This is a genomic window from Porphyromonadaceae bacterium W3.11 (assembly GCA_030434245.1).
Classification (GTDB): Bacteria; Bacteroidota; Bacteroidia; order Bacteroidales; family Porphyromonadaceae; genus Porphyromonas_A.
The window spans coordinates 67,940-87,290 of sequence record JAUISX010000002.1 but is presented as its reverse complement, the minus strand read 5'-3'; the positions used below and the strand labels follow the sequence as shown (position 1 = coordinate 87,290).

Sequence of the window (19,351 nt, the reverse complement as noted above, 5' to 3'; positions counted from 1 at the left end):
AATATGATGCTGAATTAGAGGAGAGATCTAGCCACTTCTGTAGCTGTTGGGATATCTGTTCTCAAGCGGCTAGAGACCACTTTGTACCCCTCCAACATTCTCTGTCGCTCTGGGCTATCATAGAGCAAAGGTGCTAGAGTGTTCCAGATCTTCTCTTCTTCGAATAGTCCACCATACATTTCGTGTACTACCTCGTACCCTGCTATGAGATTAACCAAAGAGATATATGGAATAGTAAAGAACTTATTAAAGACTATATTAGCTAAGCCTCCGCCCTTCACGGCATAACAAACCACTTGTGGGCAGCCCATCAGAGCGGTTTCAAGCGTAGCCGTGCCACTTGTGACTAAAGCGGCATTCGCCTGACGTGCCACACCAAGCGTATCACCGCTAATGAGGTGTATCCGCTCATCTATATCACGGGCATATCCCTGTCCCAGTATTATTTGCTCATATAGCTTACGGTGCACACTAGGAGCCATGGCTATCAGAACATCATGATCAGGAAAGCTATTAGCCACTCTCAACATGGTCGGGAGATTTTCCTCAATCTCGGAACGACGGCTACCACAGAGGACGGCGATATATTTACTAGGATATAGGGGATTCAATCTCGGATGGTCAGTGAGGTATCGCTGAACAGCTTCTGCCGTAGGATTTCCTACATACTTTGCCTGAGGTAGGTTGTGCTCCTCAAAATATGGGACCTCGAAAGGAAAGATAGTAAGGACCTGATCGGTATGACTCCGAAGAGTCTTGATACGCCCTTTTTTCCAAGCCCACACTTTTGGTGGTATATAGTATGTTATACTAGTGTTGGGAAGATTCGTACGAACGAATGGAAGAACGTATCTAAAGCAGAAACTACCATAATCCACACAGATGACCCGATCCGGCTGTACCTCTAGGAGCTTCTGCTGTACCAGATCAGCTCCTCTCTGGATCGTCTTAAGGTTCTTCACCACATCCACAATGCCCATAAACGCAAGATCCTCAGATGGCAAGATACAATCTCCTCCCTCGGCTCTCATCATAGGGCCTCCCATATAAACAAAAGAGGCTTCTGGATCCAGTACCTTTAGCTCCCGCATTACTGTTGCAGCATGTACGTCTCCGCTAGCCTCTCCTACGACAAAGAAGTATTTCATTATTTATTCTTACTATTGTGATAATGTCTCGTCCCAGTGCTTTATCTCTTGAATAAATTCGTAATCAGTTACATCTATATTGCAGGGTACAAGGGTCGCATAGCCCTTATATAGCAGAGCTACATCCCAATTCTGATTAATCGGCTTTGCTAGCTCAATCTCCCCAGATAGCCAATAGACATCTCTACCATCTGGTGTCTGTTGCTGTACATACTCACCTACGTATCTGCCATCTGCTTGACTACAAACCCTTAGACCTCGTACGATAGGCTCATTAGGCACGTTAATATTGAGATACACTCCCTGTGGTAGTCCTTCTTTTAGGACACGGCGTGCTATACTGCGTGCAAAACGACAGCTATCGAGGTAGTCACTGTCTTGCTTTCCATGAAGCAAGGAAATAGCGAAACTTGGGATCTTAAAGATCGTTCCCTCTATCGCAGCTCCAAGAGTCCCTGAGTAATTAACGGCGATGCCTTGATTACCTCCGTGATTGATCCCTGCTACAACCATATCTGGCAATACCGTTACGATCTCATTGAGGGCCAACTTGACACAATCGGCAGGGGTGCCACTACAGCTATATACGGTCAGCCCAGGCTCTGAATGCACTAAGTTAAAATGAATTGGCACTGTGCTGGTAATGGCACTCGAGGTCCCACTCCTAGGGCCATCTGGTGCCACCACCACAATATCACCTAGATCTCGGAGAGCTGTATATAGCTCTATCAGACCTTTAGCAAAGACACCGTCATCATTACTGACTAGTATGAGAGGACGCTTATTGGTCATAACTTCTTTATCTTCATGAGTTCAACTTCGAATATCAGAGTAGAGTATGGTGTTATCCTACCTTGTCCGCCACTTCCATAACCGAGATTGTAGGGGATGATTACCTCCCACTTATCCCCTGAAGTCATCCTCTGTAATGCATACTGTAGCCCCTTAATGATCCCGACAGGTTGCCCTTCAGAATTGATGTCGAAGATGGTGACATCCATTGTTTCTTTTTGCTGGATGACTTCACCAGATATCAATTTCCCACTGAGTTCAATCCTTACCTCGCTATTTTGATAGGGCTTCTGTCCATCGGGATTTGGGCTCGACTTAATCACCTTGTAATAGACATTTGTCTTATCCTTATGGTTGAGGAACTTCAGCTCTGTGTAATCAGGATTTTTAGCTATATCCTCAATGTATGATTCATTTTTTATCTGATACTCAGACTTTTCATCTGGAGTTGAGGAAAGACTGTTGCAACTTGTAGCTAGTAGCACAATGCCCAGCATCAGTATTCCCAATATATTCTTTTTCATATTATTCCTGAATTTTCTTTAACAAGTTCTTCATACTGACTTCCTTCTCTATGAGCTTGTTGAGGTCCGTAATCGCAACTCTTTTTTGCTCCATAGTATCACGATATCGAATGGTCACACAATGATCTTCTAGCGAGTCGTGATCCACGGTCACACAGAATGGAGTACCGAGAGCATCCTGTCGTCTATAACGCTTGCCGATAGAGTCCTTCTCGTCGTAATCGCAAGGGAAGTCAAACTTCAGATCATCAACAATCTTCTTTGCTAGCTCAGGCAAACCATCCTTCTTCACAAGAGGGAAGACGGCCACCTTCTTAGGTGCAATAGCAGGTGGAAGGTGTAGTACCACTCTTGTCTCCCCACCTTCTAGTTGCTCCTCTTCATAGCTACCACTTAAGATGCTTAGGAAGAGCCTGTCCACTCCTATAGAGGTCTCGACGACATACGGAACATAGCTCTCACCTCGCTCAGGATCAAAGTAGCGTAACTTTTTACCCGAGAACTTCTCATGGCTACTTAGATCAAAATCTGTACGGGAGTGTATACCCTCTACTTCCTTGAAGCCAAATGGCATCTCGAACTCTATATCAGTCGCGGCATTTGCATAGTGGGCCAACTTCTCGTGGTCATGCCAACGGTATTTATCATCACCGAGTCCAAGAGCTTGGTGCCACTTAAGTCTAAAGGCCTTCCAACGCTCGAACCACTCTAGCTCTGTACCAGGGGCTACGAAAAACTGCATCTCCATCTGTTCGAACTCCCGCATGCGGAAGATGAACTGGCGAGCCACGATCTCATTTCTAAAAGCTTTACCAATCTGAGCGATACCAAATGGAATCTTCATTCGACCACTCTTCTGAACATTAAGATAATTCACGAAGATGCCCTGTGCAGTTTCTGGTCGGAGATAAATCTTCATCGCATTATCAGAAGTGGAGCCCATCTCAGTAGAGAACATCAGGTTGAACTGCCTTACGTCAGTCCACTCACGAGAACCGCTCACAGGGTCCACTATCTCACAATCCAAAATCAATTGTCTGAGAGCCTCAAGGTCATTATCATTCAAGGCGTCACTAAAACGTTTGTGGATAGTATCATATTCCTCTTGATACTTCAATACACGCGGATTAGTAGCACGGAACTGAGCCTCGTCAAAGGCTTCGCCAAAGCGTTTAGCAGCTTTATTGACCTCCTTTAGTATCTTATCATTAATCTTCTCCAGATGCTCTTCCATCAAGACATCAGCACGATACCTTTTCTTTGAGACCTTATTATCAATCAATGGGTCGTTAAAGGCATCTACGTGTCCGCTAGCCTTCCAAATGGTAGGGTGCATAAAGATAGCGGAATCAATACCCACCACATTGTCATGCAGGAGGGTCATACTATCCCACCAATATTTTTTGATGTTATTTTTTAGTTCCACTCCATTCTGTCCATAATCATAGACAGCACCTAGGCCGTCATAGATTTCTGAACTTGGAAAAACAAAGCCGTACTCCTTACAGTGAGCTACAATCTTCTTAAATAGATTGTCCGATGGTTGTGCCATAGCCTCAATATCTTACTTACAAGTTATTTATTCAAAACCTTAATGCACAAAGATAATCATTTTACATCACAATCACTTAGCCCCACAATTTAAGAAACACTATATTTTAACCCTTACTAAGTATGTTGCTAGCATTTTTTTGGTCCAAAATGTCTTTTGAAGGAACGTAGTCCTCTCTGATGTTTTGCGAATCTTATAGGACTTCTGGTTTGTTTTGGCTGATCTGGGACTTATATAATATTTCAAAAGTGCTATCTACTATATTAAAATTCGTTATCTTTGAGGTATAATATAATAAGTATAGGAGGAACCGTATGGCAAAAGTAAAGATAGGCGACAGAGTTCGCTTTCTTAATGATGTGGGAGAGGGCGTCGTACGCAACGTACTAAGAAGTGGCGTCGCGTATGTCGAAGATGAATCCGGATTCGAGATACCAATCATGGAGAATGAATTGGTAGTGGTCACTGAAGGGGCTACTATAGTCCCTAAGCCACAATCTAATAAGAGCATAAAAGAGACTTTAGGCAAGGCCAATCCAGCTCCAAAAGCAGCTCCTGTCCCTCAGCAGATGAGAGTACGGAGCAGTGATAGTCTTGGTGAAAAACTTAATATCCATCTCTGCTATCTGGTAGAGGAAGATGGTACGATGGGGCGAGACGATTTCGAGGTCTATCTCGTAAATGAATCCAACTATGATCTGATGGTACTTTACACATCAGGACGAGACTCAATGCAAGAGGTTCGATTTTCGGGGGTTATTCCATTTGACTCCTCTGAAATGCTAGAGCACTTCTCGCCAAAGGAATTAGCAGAGCGAGAGAAGAGCTCCATCCAGCTAATCGCCTTCAAGGACAAAGGGGATGTTTTTCGCCCTAAAGAGGCTATGACCATCAATTTCAAGGTAGATGGAGCTAGGTTCTTCAAGCAAAATGCGTTCGTGGAGAATCCCTTCTTCGAAGATCCTGCTCTTATCATTGAATTGGTAAAGGACGATCACCCTCTGCATCAAAAGAAAATAGACCCTGATAAGATCAAAGAAAAGATGTTGACCCAAAAGATCAAAGGGGATATGAAGAGAAAAGAGACCAAGCAACATCAAAAAGAGCATAAAGGGCCTTTAGTGATAGACCTTCATATCCACGAATTGGTGGATACCACCGTAGGTCTCGAGCCTAAGCATATGCTGGAGATTCAGCTCGATAAGGTGAAAGAGGTCATGGAGCAACACCAACACCCCAAACACAAGGGTGACGAAATAGTATTCATCCATGGGAAGGGTGAAGGAGTCTTACGCAAAGCTGTGATAGACCTAATCAGACATCAATTTCCGAAGAGTGACATTCAAGATGCTTCCTTCCAAGAATTTGGATTTGGAGCAACAAGGGTAACGATAAAATAATTCAGAAAGGAGTAACGATAATATGGCTTTAGAGGTAGAAAGAAAATTCAAAATCAAACCTGGGGTACCGATTCCTGAAAGTGATTCGGTAGAGAGTATCCGACAGGGATACCTAATGAGTGATGGTCCCACAAGCATTCGGATACGAATCATCAATGAGGAAGAGGCCTTCATCACAATCAAAAAGGCATCTGACATGAGGCTTTCCGTTCGCCATGAATATGAATACCCTCTACCCCTCGAAGATGCCAATGAGATGATGCAGATATGTCAATACACCCCTGTGGTAAAGCAGCGTTACGTCGTTATGGAAGGGGACCTCAAATGGGAAGTGGATATCTTCCAGGAAGAAAATGAAGGACTCATCATCGCAGAGGTAGAGATCCCAAGTATTTATGAGGATATTGAGTTACCCGACTGGGTTGGCGAAGAGGTAACCGAGGATCACCGATACCTTAATAGCTATCTCGCCATCCATCCCTACAGGACTTGGGAAAAGGATGATGAGGCATAATTAGATAGATGATACACACCACAAGGATAAAATACTAAGAACGATGAAAAAATTATTAGCACTTTTGGTCGCTTTTACTATCGCGACACCTCAACTATTCGCAGATGAAGGAATGTGGATGCTCCCATTCCTCAAACAGCAAAACCTAGCTAAGATGCAGAAAATGGGCCTAAAACTTTCTGCAGAAGATATATATGCACCAGGAAATGGCTCTATCGTAGATGCTGTAGTTCAGTTTGGTGGCGGATGTACTGGAGAGATAGTATCCGCTAACGGTCTCGTATTCACTAATCATCACTGTGGGTTTGGCCAAATTCAGAACCATAGCTCTGTGGATCACAACTACATTAGAGACGGGTTCTATGCACCCACCCTTGCTGATGAATTACCAAATCCAGGATTAACCGTGACTCAGATTACAGAAATTTCTGATGTGACTGACTACGTACAAGCCTACCTGAAGGAAAAGGGGATGAACGACCCTCTCGTGTACCTTCGTCGCAGCTATCTCCAAGATATCGCCGTTGCATGGTATAAAGAGACACACGGAGAGATGAAAAATGGCACAGAGCTAGATCTAGCTCCATTCTACGAAGGAAATAAGTTTTATATCTTCGTTCAGAAGGTCTATTCAGATATTCGCTTAGTGGCAGCACCTCCTAAATGCGTTGGTAGCTATGGTGCAGATACAGATAACTGGACATGGCCACGTCACTCTGGAGACTTCTCGGTATTCCGTATCTATACAGCTCCTAACGGTGAGCCAGCTAAGTATAGCGAAGAGAACATTCCATTTCGTCCAAAACATCACCTCAAAATTAATGTCAGTGGAGTTAAAGAGGATGACTTCGTGATGATTATGGGATTCCCTGGTACTACCAACCACTTCTATACTCCTGACGAGGTAGCTGAGAGACGCGATGTGGATAACCAAATCCAAATAGACCTTAGAAATGTACGTCAGACTACGATGATGAAGGAAATGCTTGCTGATGAAGCCGTAAACATTCAGTATGCTAGCAAGTACCAAGGCTCTACAAACAAGTATAAAAATTCGATTGGCACCAACTGGGCTATCAATAAGATGAAGTTCGAAGAGCAGAAGCAAGCTGAGGTTGACAAGCTCGTCGCTTACGCTAAAGCAAACAACAAACCCGAATACATCGAAGCTGTTCAGCAAATCAGTAATATCATCTCAGAGCGAGCTCCACTTAGACGCTTGCAGAAGGTCCTTGACGAGGGTATTTGGAGAGCGATGGAGATCGTCAAAGCACCACTTCTCACCTCAGGAGAGTATGATAAGCTTAAGAACAATCCTGATGAATTAGACAAATGGCTGACAGAGAAGTACGAAGGGTATTTTGATAAGGACTACAATGAGATGGTGGACCGCAAGGTAACCAAAGCAATGCTGCAGGCAGTCTTAGACTCTGGTGTACAGACTGAGCTTTTCGCAGGGGTGAGTGATGCAGACACTTACGTGGACAATCTCTTTGACTCAACCATCTATAAAGACAAAGCGACCCTCAAAGCTTTCATCCAGAACAATTCTTTCATGAACTATCTACAGGATCCTCTTGTATCAGTTGCATCTGCCATTCGTGAAGAGATTAAGCAGACTAAGGAGAAGGTGGCTAGCTATGACAGAGACTTCCAGATAGCCCGTCAAACTTATGTCAAAGGGATCATGGAGATGGAAGGCGAAATGAATCTTTGGCCTGACGCTAACCTCACATTACGCTATAGCTTCGGGAAAGTCAAAGGGTACACCCCTAGAGATAACGTTTACTACGGACATCAAACTACTATGGAAGGGGTGATGGAGAAGCACGACCCAACGAACCCTGAGTACCAGCTTCAGCCAAGAATAATAGAGATATATCAGAATAAAGAATTTGGAGACTATGCTTTGCCTAATGGTCAGATGCCTATCGATATGTGTGCTACCACACATACTACTGGCGGAAACTCCGGTAGCCCAGTCATCAATGCCAATGGAGAGCTTGTAGGGCTCAACTTTGACCGTAACTGGGAAGGTGTTGGTGGCGATATCATCTACCTCCCAGATTACCAACGAAGCATCATAGCTGATACCCGCTATGTCCTACTGATTCTTGACAAATATCTCGGAGCTGATAGGATCATCAAGGAGCTAAGCATTACACACTAAATAAAAATTGATTAGGTAATGAAGTACCTATTACCTTTAATATTCAGTATCCTCCTTCTCTGCTTTGGTTGTACAAAGGAGAGAAGTGAGGATTTTACGTTGCACATCATTCACACAACTGATGTGCATGGCAATCTTTTCCCCTACGATTTTATCAATAACAGAGAGGGAAGTGGTAGCTATGCTAGAGTCGCTTACTACGTAGAGCAGCTACGAAAGAATGGCGAAGAACTCTTATTGCTGGACGCTGGGGATATCCTCCAAGGACAGCCCACAGCCTACTACTACAACTTCATTGATACCAATGCTTTCCATCTGGTCGCTGCAGCACTTAACCACATGGAATACGATGCTGTCGTGGTGGGCAATCATGACATCGAGACAGGGCATAAGGTGTATGATAAGTGGATGACGGAGCTCAATATGCCACTAATGGCAGCTAATGTTATTCGCACCAGTAATAATACGGAGGAGGAGCATCCTTACTTCCAGCCATACGTGATTTTCCAAAAAGGAGGTAAGCGTATAGCCCTGCTAGGGCTTACCTCTCCAGCACTCACCCATCAATTACCAGAGGTTCTATGGAGTGGAATGCGCTTTGAAGATCAGATAGAGACGGCTCAGAAGTATATGCCAGAGATTCTAGCGACAGAGCCCGATCTCATCATCGCTATGATCCATAGTGGAATTGGCGAGGATCGTAAGGAACCTGAATATATGGGTGAGCAGGTGGGACTAGATCTAGCGAAAGCTGTTCCAGAGCTAGATATAATCCTCATGGGGCATGACCATAAGGAGACCATGGAGAGTTATCAGCAGCCCAATGGCAAAGTCACCTGGCTCATTAATCCTGCCAATGATGCTAATAAACTCAGCCACACCACAGTAACGTTTCATAAGGATGGTACTAAAAGTATAGAGCCGTCTTTGGTATCTATAAAAAGAACGGAGCCTAGTCTCCTGTATCTTAAGGCTTTTTCTAGTCAGAAGGAAGTAGTGAAGGAGTTTGTCAACCAGCCTGTGGGGCACATAACCGAGGATATGGATGCACGAAGCAGCCTCTTCAGACCCTGCACCTTTATTGACCTAATCCACCAGCTCCAATTTTCTATCTTTCCTGAGGCAGAGATCTCTATTACCGCACCACTGGCTGATAATGTGGTGTTAAAAGCTGGAGAACTCTATATGCGTGATCTCTTTAATCTATATAGCTACGAAAATATGCTCTACCTAATGGAGCTTACAGGTGAAGAGCTCAAAGGATTGCTAGAGGAAAGTTATGACCGTTGGATACAGACGATGGCCTCACCTACAGACCCTATGTTGCAGATCAATATGGATAAGCTGGATGGACAGTATCTACCCACTAGACACCCAACCTTCAACTTTGATAGTGCAGCAGGGATGACTTACACGATAGATGTACGTATGCCTAGGGGTGAAAGGATTGAAATTACTAAGGTGGGAAAAGCTGATTTTTCCGCTGATAGGAAGTATAAGGTTGCTCTCAATTCCTATCGAGGGAATGGAGGCGGGGGGCTCCTTACCGAAGGAGCTGGGCTTTCTACGTCCGAACTCAAAAAACGCATCATTAATGCTACGGACATGGACCTTCGTTATTTCTTAATTAGGTTTCTAAAAAAGCACGACCCTTACCAACCTCACGTCATAGCAGATTGGCAATTTATTCCCAAGGAATGGTCGGATATAGCTATCCCACGAGACAGTTCAATTCTCTACCAGAATCGATCCCTGTAAATAGTTCTGCTCTATAAACACAGAGTAAGAGTTTAGATAGATAAGAGAGAGTTTGTTCTTTAATAAGACAGACTCTCTCTTCGTATTCTATAGATCCTACAACTGACAAAATAGATTTATAGAGCTATTACATTAGTAGTATTCCACACGGATTATTAGTATTTTTGTAAAGGCAAATAAAAAGTTATCAATACAGACCTCTTATTCATCTAATTGATTCCTAGGCTTTTACTTTGCCTAACCGATTATTTTTTTATCTAAACCTATTGCATATGAGCGCAAAAAAGCATTTTATTTACATGGTGCTTCTCCTTTTGATTGGAGTAAGCACAACCTCGTGTGATTCGAATACTCTAAAAATAGAAAAGTACTTCAAGGACTACACCTACGATACTAGTCTTTCTGAACTAAAAGCTAAGACTAAGCGTTTCGAGCCTATTTCTGAAGGGTACAAGGTGATGGGAAAAGTTAAATATTTAGGCTTTCCATCTGAGAATGTGACCGTCTTAGCCAATCCAGAGTCCGGAGACTTCAAAGGGCTTAAACTAAAAACGGTCCCCAATGTACCTCTAGAGAAACTCATCAAAAGTATGAAAAAAGAGTACGGCTCTGAGATCTGGTATCGTAATGAACTGATGATCTGGAATAAAGGAGACCACTACATCCTATTAGATACCACCGAAAGTGGTAACGGTTATAACATATCCATCATCCACCACAAATCAGCTTTCGAGCCGTTTCAGGATCTTGAATGGCAGACCGAACGCAGTGTGATCGAGCAGCGTATCGGGAAACCTAATCGTGCTAAGGGAGAGGACGCAGATACTAAATACATCGTGCAAGGGGAGTATGATGGGCATGAGGCTATCATTGCATACCTCTTTGAGAATAACAGATTAGTAGCAGTAGACTGCAACCTGATCGGACAGGTGGAGAATGACCTCATTGGGACCGATAATTCGATAGCTCCTCAAGTACTAAGAGAGGTGTATGAAGATTTGGTAGAGAAATATGGTGAAGAAGACATCAAGAGGTACCACCGAGGCGGTCAATTTACAGGATGGGACTTCGGAACATCTATCATCATGTACCAGAGGTTCAAAGGGGCATATCTGGATAGCAATAGCCTATCCGTTCATTTTGAACAAATATCTACCGCACAAAATCCTGAGGGTGGGGAGTAAGCAATTACCCCCTCAAGCCTCAAAAGAGTTTGATTACTCTTTTTAAATTCTCAAGTAAGACATCGATAGGACGGCTGTTAAGTAACATAGCCGTCCTATTTTATTGCTTAAGGAGCTACGTTTTTATACGACATCCATCAAGTTAACTATAGATAACGGAATGAAAGGCACTTCTTGGGGGAAGGGCTTTAAAAGGGGCGAAAATTCTTCCTATAGGAAACGCATCTTCTTCTCATATGAAAAATTTATCGTTCCTATAGGAAGCGTAACTTTTTCATATAACTAAAATCTCCTCCAGTTTTACCCTCTAAAAGAGTCTCATCGGTTGCGATTTGACACTTTTTTACTAGTCGTTTTGTATCAGGTAGTTGTACCTATTTTTCTTCTGATAGTCATGGGGTTTTGAGTTAATTATTTGTAATCCCTTTCGGATGGTAAGGACAAGGGCTATTTCGCTTCTACTTTATGTCCTATGTTTGGATTCTTTATTTTTTACTTTTTGAACGCTTCTCATCATAGCGACTCTGAGCATCAAAGACGCTTTTAGGTGTGAATGATTGACCCCTAAATGCTCTCTTGTTTAGAATCGAGTCCTAGTATCGTGATCCTTGTAATACTAGTATTATGGTTGTTAGAGAGCCTCTAATGCTCGCCATTTTGCACAAAAAGTTATAGCTTTCGGTGCTGTATTGTTCCTCCAAACGTTATGATTTGTGAATTATTTAGATTGTGCTGATTCGGGTGCTATCAATGGATGTCTTTGTATCTGGTTTTTATTATATTTGTATGTACGAGTCTTTTGGTGACAGCAAAGGGTGCGTCACGACTTTGGTAATCGAATATATAGGAAGGTGATACATGCTATTAGTTGTCCTAACTACTGAACAAATACTCCTTTACGGATCTATGTTGGCTATTATCGGGCTCTTTTTGAGTAAAAAAGGGTTCGAGTATGGCTTGCCAACGTTGCTCCTCTTTTTGGGGGTAGGTGTATTGGCTAGTACCACTAACCTGATTCAGTTTAATAACCCTATAGTAGCACAGGCGATAGGTGTGATCGCTCTGACGGTCATCCTTTTCTCGGGTGGAATGGGGACATCCTACAAGGAGGTGAAGCCAGTCATGTTACCGGGAGCTCTCCTGGCTACCGTAGGAGTCCTGCTGACTTCTCTTCTTACGGGTACATTTATTTACTATCTCTTTCAATGGTTTGATGGTCCAGTACACCTTACTTACTTGGAGTCTTTGCTCTTTGCGTCAGTGATGTCCTCGACCGACTCTGCGTCTGTCTTCTCCATCCTTCGGAGCAATAAGACCTATTTGAAGCATAACCTCAAGCCTCTCTTGGAGTTCGAAAGCGGTAGTAATGACCCTATGGCATATATGCTGACAATTATTTTGGTGCAGATGATTCAGTCAGATGGAGCTGCTTCGATCTGGGATGCTATCTGGATGTTTGTGGTACAATTTTCTCTTGGGGTTATTTTCGGTCTTGCACTTGGTTGGCTGGCTGTGAAGATGGTGAATAAGTTTCACTTACAAGCGACAGCCCTCTATCCGATTTTGATGTTGTCCATAGCCTTCTTTATTTACACCGTTACTTATGAGGCTGGAGGCAATGGCTATCTTGCTGTGTATTTAGCTGGTATGATGGTGGGGAATATGAAGATGGTTTACTACAAGACTATCCTGAGGTTCTTTGATGGTATTCAGTCTCTATGCCAGTTAATTATGTTCCTATCACTTGGATTGATGGTGGACTTCTTTAGACTTTCGCAGGTTGCGATCCCAGCGATATTAATCTCTCTGTTCCTCATCCTTTTAGGCAGACCTGTAGCGGTGTTCCTTACAATGCTACCCTTCTGGAAAAAGTTTAAGGCTAGGGCACAGCTGTATGTTGGCTGGGTTGGGTTGCGTGGGGCGGTACCTATAATATTTGCGACTGTTCCTTGGGTTGCGGGTATAGAGAGTGCTGAGCTTATCTTTACGGTAGTGTTCTTTATCACAATGCTCTCGCTTATTATTCAAGGGACTACAGTGCAGTATATGGCAAAGAAGCTTAATCTCATTGATCACTCAGTGCGGGATCATGTCTTTCATGAGATGAATTTGCCAGAGCAAATTAAGAGTACACTTTCAGAAATGATCGTGAGTAAGCGGATGATAGGTGTAAGTAATAAGTTGAAGGATATAGACATGCCTAACCACACTCTGGCCATATTGGTACAGAGGGATGGGGATTTTTTTATTCCGAATGGAGAGACGGAGTTGAGGGTTAATGATCATATCCTATTTATATCCGATGATGATGAGGCGTTGGTGAGAGTGTATGAAGAGTTGGGGATTGTGGAATATAAAATGGTAAGAAACGTATGATGAAAAAAGAAATAATCTTTCATAAGATGCATGGGCTGGGGAATGACTATATTTACATTAATCTGGATCAGTACCCTATAGATGATCTGGAAAAATTTGCTCGTGTGTATAGCGATAGACGTTTTGGTGTAGGTGGGGATGGGGTCATCACTTATCAAAAAGATAATTCGGCTGACTACCTCATGAGGGTTTTTAATCTGGACGGTTCAGAGGCTTTAATGTGCGGTAATGCGATTCGATGTGTGGCAAAGCTCCTTTATGAGAGTGGGTTGTGCAAAAAGAATACGATTAGGATAAATACATTGTCAGGTATTAAGGAGCTGAGCCTAACGGTTGATGGCGTGACGGTAACAGATGTGAGGGTGGATATGAATCCACCTCATGTTACGAATAATTATAAGATCATTTATCTAGATGACATGTCTGTCGTCGGGGTCCAAGTAGATGTGGGTAATCCACACTTTATAAACTTCATTGATGATGACCCGGATGATTATCCTCTCTCAGAAATAGGGCCAAAGGTGGAGAACCATAAGGACTTCGCTGATGGTGTTAATTACGAAGTGGTACAAGTATTTAACCCACATCATGTTAAGATGAGGGTTTGGGAACGTGGGTCAGGCTTGACTTTTGCTTGCGGTACAGGTGCTACAGCTATTGCTGTAGCTGGGATTGCTACGAAGAGACTGGAGAGCCCCGTGAAGGTATCGATGCCAGGGGGAGACTTGACCATTGAGTGGGACGGGCGAGAGTCATCACCAGCCTACATGATTGGGGGAGCTACTTTGGTCTATGAGGGTCGGATCAATGATGACGCAGGACTCTGGGTTACTTCAGAGTGGAAGGAAAATTTTGTTTCTTGATATAAGGTACGATAGATATGAGTAAGATAAATGATAATTTTTTGAAACTACCCAAGAGCTACCTCTTCGCAGAGATCAATAAGAGAGTAGCGGGATTTCAGGCAGAGCATCCTGATGCGAAGGTGATTCGGATGGGGATAGGAGATGTGACTTTAGGCTTGCCAAGTGCTGTCATTCAGGCCATGCATGATGCTGTAGATGAGTTATCTAAGGGGGCTACGTTGAAGGGGTATGGTCCCGAGCAGGGCTATGCTTTTCTTAGAGAGTCCATCGTGAATCATGATTATGCTCCATTGGGTGTGATGCTGGAGCCGGATGAGGTCTTTGTCAGTGATGGAGCAAAGAGTGATACCGCAAATATAACAGACCTCTTTGGCAATGATGTGAAGATCGCCATCACGGATCCTGTGTATCCTGTTTATGTGGACTCTAATGTGTTAGCTGGGAGAGGTGGCCTCCTAAAGGATAATGGTCGGTGGAGTAACTTTATATACCTGCCTTGTAATAGAGAGAATGGATTTGTTCCGCCTCTTCCAGAGGAACATGTGGATCTGATTTATCTCTGCTACCCTAATAATCCTACAGGTACTACTCTGACGCGTGAAGAACTGAAGCAGTTTGTGGATTATGCTCGTAGCCATCAGAGTCTCATCCTTTTCGATGCCGCTTATGAGGCCTTCGTGACTGAGGATGATGTCCCTAGATCCATTTATGAGATAGAGGGAGCCAAAGAGTGTGCGATAGAGTTTAGAAGCTACTCCAAGACCGCTGGTTTCACAAGTGTCAGATGCGGTTATACTGTGGTGCCAAAGGATTTACCCGTCGATTATAACGCGATGTGGAGCAGACGACAGACAACTAAGTTTAATGGTGCGAGTTATATCAGCCAGAGAGGAGCAGCCGCTATATACACAGATCTAGGTCGTCAACAGGTGGTTGAAAATATCCGTTATTACCTTCATAATGCGAGTGTCATACGAGAGGCTCTGTCAAAGGCTGGGGTAGAGTACTATGGAGGGGTGTCATCACCATATATCTGGCTGAAAACTCCTGAGGAGTATCCTGGTTCATGGGATTACTTCAATTACCTCCTAGAGGAGAAGCAGGTAGTGGGGACACCTGGAGTTGGTTTTGGTATTGAGGGAGAGGGCTACTTCCGATTATCTGCATTTAGCACTCATGAGGCTACCTTGGAAGCGATGTCTAGAATCGCTGCCAAGTAATTAGCAGGATGATACCTACATGACTTGTCAATTATGAAGGGCATATTGTAGGGTATAGGGGGAGTAACAAATGATCTTAATAGTATTTGTCTGCATAATACTATTAGGATCATTTGCTATTATTTCAGATTTATAAGATGAGCCTATTACCGAAGTGTCACTCTTTCAGATTTTTAGCCTTTTTTTTAGTCAATATCTCTTTTAAAAGAACTAAAAATAAACTTCCCTCGATTAAATAATGTTTTATTTTATCATCGATTGTAATTATTTGTCAGTTTTGTGGGATTTTTATGTGAAGTCCATTGTTTTTTATGTAAGTTTGTATTCCTTTTGGAGTGGCATAAATGAAACACGAATAAAAAAAGAAACAGATATAGGAGCCACTAAAAACTGTTCTTTATTATTATACTAGAAATACTTGTAGAATGAAACCTGTAAATATAGAAAGGCATTTTGACTGCCCCAATTATGCGGAAAATATGGATGATGGTGGCATGTATCGCTATCTGAAAGTTACTCCTAGAGAGCCGCTTGAAATAACTACAGAGGAGGAAATGGCCTTGGTCTTTGTAAATAGTTATGACACGCTATATACCATTGGTAGTGATGTGAATGAGACACGTAACTCGCCCTTTGGGATTTTCTTGGATGCGGAGAAGACCCTCAAGATGAGTCTTACCGATGGCGGTGTCGTCGCTATCTTTCGCTTCTCTCGACTAGAGGAATTGTGCTGTAACTACTCAATTGCTAATCTCAAGTCCTTTGCTCCTGTCACTATGGTGCACCGTACGCTTGAAATATACGAACCGCTTCGCAATGTGCTGAACTCTATCGAAGGATATTATCACGATGGGTTACTGTGTGCTGAGATGATGGCATGGAAACTTAAGGAGATTTTGTGGGTCATTGGTGCTTATTATAAGCCCGAGATCATTGGTGAAGTTTTTGCTCCACTGCTTAGGAGAGAAGTGGACTTTAAGGAGTTCGTGATGCAGAATTATGCACATGCAAAGTCAGCACAGGAGCTAGCTGATATGAGAGGTGTCTCTATTCGTACTTTTAATAAAATTTTCAAGGAGACCTTTGATCAGCCACCTTATTCGTGGATGTTGGATCAGAAAGCGGTCTTAATAGAAGAGCGCTTGGCAGATCCTACTGTGACATTCCAGGAGATCATGGATGAGTTTAGATTTTCAAGCCCAAGCCACTTCACAGTATTCTGTCGTCGTCAGTTCAATAAAACTCCTACCCAACATCGCCGAGAGTTGGTAAGAAAAGAAGCGGAGGAGAGAGCCGCTGCGAGAAGAGCTCGTATGCAAAATCCATTGCACCACGATAAAGATTAAACCATGAATACTGGATTGATACTTACCCTAGTCATCATCGCTATCATCATAGTGATAGCGATAGTCTTACTTCGTCGGATTCGAAGAAAAGATGAAGCGGTGGTAATGCCTCCAGTAGATGAGTGTAAGCATGCTGCTTCGGGGGGATGCTGTGGCGGAGTGAATTGTGAGAGGGCTAAGAAAATAAAGCCTCTTATCGTCTATTTTGAGGATGAGGAACTTGATGCTTACATTGGCAGGGCAGCAGATAGTTATACTCACGAAGAGGTGGAGGAATTTCGAGAAGTTCTGAATACACTTCAGCCAGAGGAGGTTAATCCGTGGCTAAAGAGCCTGAAGCTTCGCAAGGTCGAATTACCAGTAGAGCTTGCTGAAAAGGTATAGATGAGTAACCTCATATGGTGGATCTCTTTAGTTATAGCTTCTTCGTAAAATCTACTTTAGCCGTATTACTAACTGGCTTAATCACTGGTGTGTTGGGGGGGTATGTTGTGTCCCGACGGATGGTTTTTATTTCAGGGGGAATTACACATAGCTCTTTCGCTGGATTGGGTTTTGGCTTCTTCATGAGCTGGTCTCCTCTGCTTTGTGCGATGGTCTCTGCTATATTAAGTGGGGTAGGTGTGGAATGGCTTAGTCAAAAAGCGAAGGTACGAGAGGATTCTGCTATCGCAGCTGTTTGGTCCTTAGGTATGGCACTAGGTATCCTTTTTACCTTTCTTTCACCTGGTTATACCCCTAGCTTGTCCTCTTTTCTTTTCGGTAATATTTTGCTGGTCACTAATCTTGAGCTATGGTTATTGGCGGGCTATCTTACCCTTACGATCATCGCTTTAGTACTGTGGTATTATCCTCTTCTCTATGTGAGTTTCGACCCAGAGCATGCTCATATTCGAGGGTTGCCGACATCTATAATACAGTACGCCATTATGATTTGGATCTGTATTGGTATTGTTCTCAGCATAAGGGTGATGGGGATAATGATGCTGATGAGTATGCTTACGCTTCCTCAGATGACTATCGGGTTATATACTCATAGGCTTGATCGCCTAATATTGTGGAGTTCGTTATTAAGTGTCGCCGCAGTTTTCGTGGCTTTAATAATCAGCTTTTATTGTAATCTCCCTACTGGAGCACTCTCTGTGCTGATGCTTTCAATCATCTTTATTTTAGTCAAGAGCTTCACTGTCGTCAAGAATAAGTATGTATAAAAAAATAGCTTTACTTCTATGCCTTATATTGCTTTCTTCTTGTTCTTCATTAAGAAAAGCAAAGGAGATGAATAAAGCTTATTTTGTACGACAAGAGTTGGCCAAGGTGGTTGACGATTTAGAGCAAGCGGAGCCTACGGGACTCCCTATGCGTACTTTATATCTTGTTGATTTAGCTGGCCATCATTCTGATATGCTGGATAAGCTCGCGAGGAAAGCAAAGGAGGGTAGTAAGGAAGGGTTGCTTATTGCTCAATTGCAGGGTGATGGGGAATACTTAGTTAAGTGGAGCGACAGTGAGCTGCTTACCGCTCAGGGCTACCTCCTGATGGGTAACTGGGTTGAAGCTAAGCACATGAATCTCCACGATCTAGCTACTGATGTGATGGTACACCTTGCAGAGCTAGACACTCTTAGGGCAATTAAGGTGTTAGAGCATCTAATCGTTAAGCAAGACATCGATCGTATGATTCGTCTTAATGGAGCTAGATTATTATGCGACCTAGTTCCTGATTCTTCTCTTGGACTTAAGCAAGTGATGATGCTGACTGCTAACTCTTGGGAGCAGTTCGTAGCCAATACGTTACTGGATTATCACGCGGGAAGGCAGATGCGATATGATCCGAGGAACAGTAGAGAGGAGATATTTGTGAAGATGCTTGAGGCTCGACGAAGCGGTGATCCCAGTGCTCTAAAAGAAGTAAGCCATGAGATTAAACGTAGTAATGAGTCTCCTCTACAGGATGAAAGGATAGTGCGTCAGCTTCGAGAGGAGCTACTGAATCATGAGCTATATCCAGAAGCATTGACGATGCATCACTTATTATCAGAGAGTGCTAAGCGAGAGTATCCGTATTCTCTGCTGGATGAATATGCTGAGGAGATCGCATTGATCCAGCGTTATGAAGCTCCTGCAGATGAAAGCCGCATTCTCCCTATACATTCTGAAAATAATATTTCCATAAACGGTAGCTCCTTTCGAGCACGTTGGGGCGATGTACGCAATGTCGATAATTGGGTTATGGAGTACTCTACCGTGCTACAAGAATCATCAGATAAATCACTTGAAAAGCCCACTCCCGAGCAGTATCAGCGTATCCGCAATCATCTAAGGAAACAGATCCCAGTTCCTTCAAATTAGTCTCAGTGACTGAGTTCGTGTACTGTAAATACTTTGCTGTCTTTGTTTGTAATTGGCGAGTAAAGTAGATTCTAACTCATTCTCTCTTTTTGGTTCTCATTTCCTATTTTTTGTCTTATTTTTGCACCGAGAATAGATTTTCTACACGT

Annotated in this window: 16 protein-coding genes; 12 read left to right on the top strand and 4 right to left on the bottom strand. The window is 43.1% G+C overall.

The genetic code is table 11. From position 1 onward, the window contains the following. Positions 1–14: 14 nt before the first annotated feature. Genes lpxB through QYZ87_02950 form a run of 4 tightly spaced genes read right to left on the bottom strand, consistent with a single transcriptional unit; the run spans position 15 to position 4,016 of the window. Positions 15–1,148: a lipid-A-disaccharide synthase gene (gene lpxB, locus QYZ87_02965; GenBank protein ID MDN4753491.1), complete on the bottom strand. Its 1,134-nt coding sequence runs from the start codon at positions 1,146–1,148 to the stop codon at positions 15–17. Positions 1,149–1,160: 12 nt separating this feature from the next. Next, entirely contained in the window at positions 1,161–1,940 is a 780-nt protein-coding gene (gene surE, locus QYZ87_02960; GenBank protein ID MDN4753490.1) for a 5'/3'-nucleotidase SurE, read from the bottom strand. After that, complete coding sequence (locus tag QYZ87_02955; GenBank protein ID MDN4753489.1) at positions 1,937–2,464, bottom strand: FKBP-type peptidyl-prolyl cis-trans isomerase; 528 nt, start codon at positions 2,462–2,464, stop codon at positions 1,937–1,939. Before QYZ87_02955 ends, surE begins: the two co-directional genes overlap by 4 nt. A 1-nt stretch (position 2,465) precedes the next feature. Next, positions 2,466–4,016 (bottom strand): glycine--tRNA ligase, encoded by a 1,551-nt coding sequence (locus QYZ87_02950; GenBank protein ID MDN4753488.1) that lies wholly within the window; start codon positions 4,014–4,016, stop codon positions 2,466–2,468. A 314-nt stretch (positions 4,017–4,330) separates the two neighbouring features. On the opposite strand from QYZ87_02950, the gene QYZ87_02945 reads away from it, so the two are divergent. The 12 genes from QYZ87_02945 to QYZ87_02890 all read left to right on the top strand — a co-directional run bounded on the left by QYZ87_02945 (position 4,331) and on the right by QYZ87_02890 (position 19,202). Then, positions 4,331–5,416 (top strand): DUF2027 domain-containing protein, encoded by a 1,086-nt coding sequence (locus QYZ87_02945; protein ID MDN4753487.1) that lies wholly within the window; start codon positions 4,331–4,333, stop codon positions 5,414–5,416. A 22-nt stretch (positions 5,417–5,438) separates the two neighbouring features. After that, positions 5,439–5,930, top strand: a complete 492-nt coding sequence (locus QYZ87_02940) for a CYTH domain-containing protein (GenBank protein MDN4753486.1) — start codon at positions 5,439–5,441, stop codon at positions 5,928–5,930. A gap of 43 nt (positions 5,931–5,973) precedes the next feature. After that, positions 5,974–8,100 (top strand): S46 family peptidase, encoded by a 2,127-nt coding sequence (locus tag QYZ87_02935; GenBank protein ID MDN4753485.1) that lies wholly within the window; start codon positions 5,974–5,976, stop codon positions 8,098–8,100. Positions 8,101–8,118: 18 nt separating this feature from the next. After that, the gene (locus QYZ87_02930; protein ID MDN4753484.1) at positions 8,119–9,858 is read left to right on the top strand and encodes a bifunctional UDP-sugar hydrolase/5'-nucleotidase; all 1,740 of its coding nucleotides are present in this window, start codon (positions 8,119–8,121) and stop codon (positions 9,856–9,858) included. A gap of 272 nt (positions 9,859–10,130) precedes the next feature. Next, positions 10,131–11,042: a hypothetical protein gene (locus QYZ87_02925; GenBank protein ID MDN4753483.1), complete on the top strand. Its 912-nt coding sequence runs from the start codon at positions 10,131–10,133 to the stop codon at positions 11,040–11,042. A gap of 858 nt (positions 11,043–11,900) precedes the next feature. Then, positions 11,901–13,418, top strand: a complete 1,518-nt coding sequence (locus QYZ87_02920) for a potassium/proton antiporter (protein MDN4753482.1) — start codon at positions 11,901–11,903, stop codon at positions 13,416–13,418. Then, entirely contained in the window at positions 13,415–14,281 is an 867-nt protein-coding gene (gene dapF, locus QYZ87_02915; protein MDN4753481.1) for a diaminopimelate epimerase, read from the top strand. The genes QYZ87_02920 and dapF overlap by 4 nt, the downstream gene beginning before the upstream one ends. Before the next feature lie 17 nt (positions 14,282–14,298). Then, positions 14,299–15,504, top strand: coding sequence for an LL-diaminopimelate aminotransferase (locus QYZ87_02910; GenBank protein MDN4753480.1), 1,206 nt, complete (start codon positions 14,299–14,301; stop codon positions 15,502–15,504). Positions 15,505–15,929: 425 nt separating this feature from the next. Further along, a complete protein-coding gene (locus QYZ87_02905; protein ID MDN4753479.1) occupies positions 15,930–16,850 on the top strand; it encodes an AraC family transcriptional regulator in 921 nt (306 codons plus the stop codon). A 3-nt stretch (positions 16,851–16,853) separates the two neighbouring features. After that, a complete protein-coding gene (locus QYZ87_02900) occupies positions 16,854–17,234 on the top strand; it encodes a hypothetical protein (protein ID MDN4753478.1) in 381 nt (126 codons plus the stop codon). A gap of 14 nt (positions 17,235–17,248) precedes the next feature. Further along, positions 17,249–18,061, top strand: coding sequence for a metal ABC transporter permease (locus QYZ87_02895; protein ID MDN4753477.1), 813 nt, complete (start codon positions 17,249–17,251; stop codon positions 18,059–18,061). A 67-nt stretch (positions 18,062–18,128) separates the two neighbouring features. Next, positions 18,129–19,202, top strand: a complete 1,074-nt coding sequence (locus tag QYZ87_02890) for a hypothetical protein (protein MDN4753476.1) — start codon at positions 18,129–18,131, stop codon at positions 19,200–19,202. The last annotated feature ends 149 nt before the right edge of the window (positions 19,203–19,351 follow it).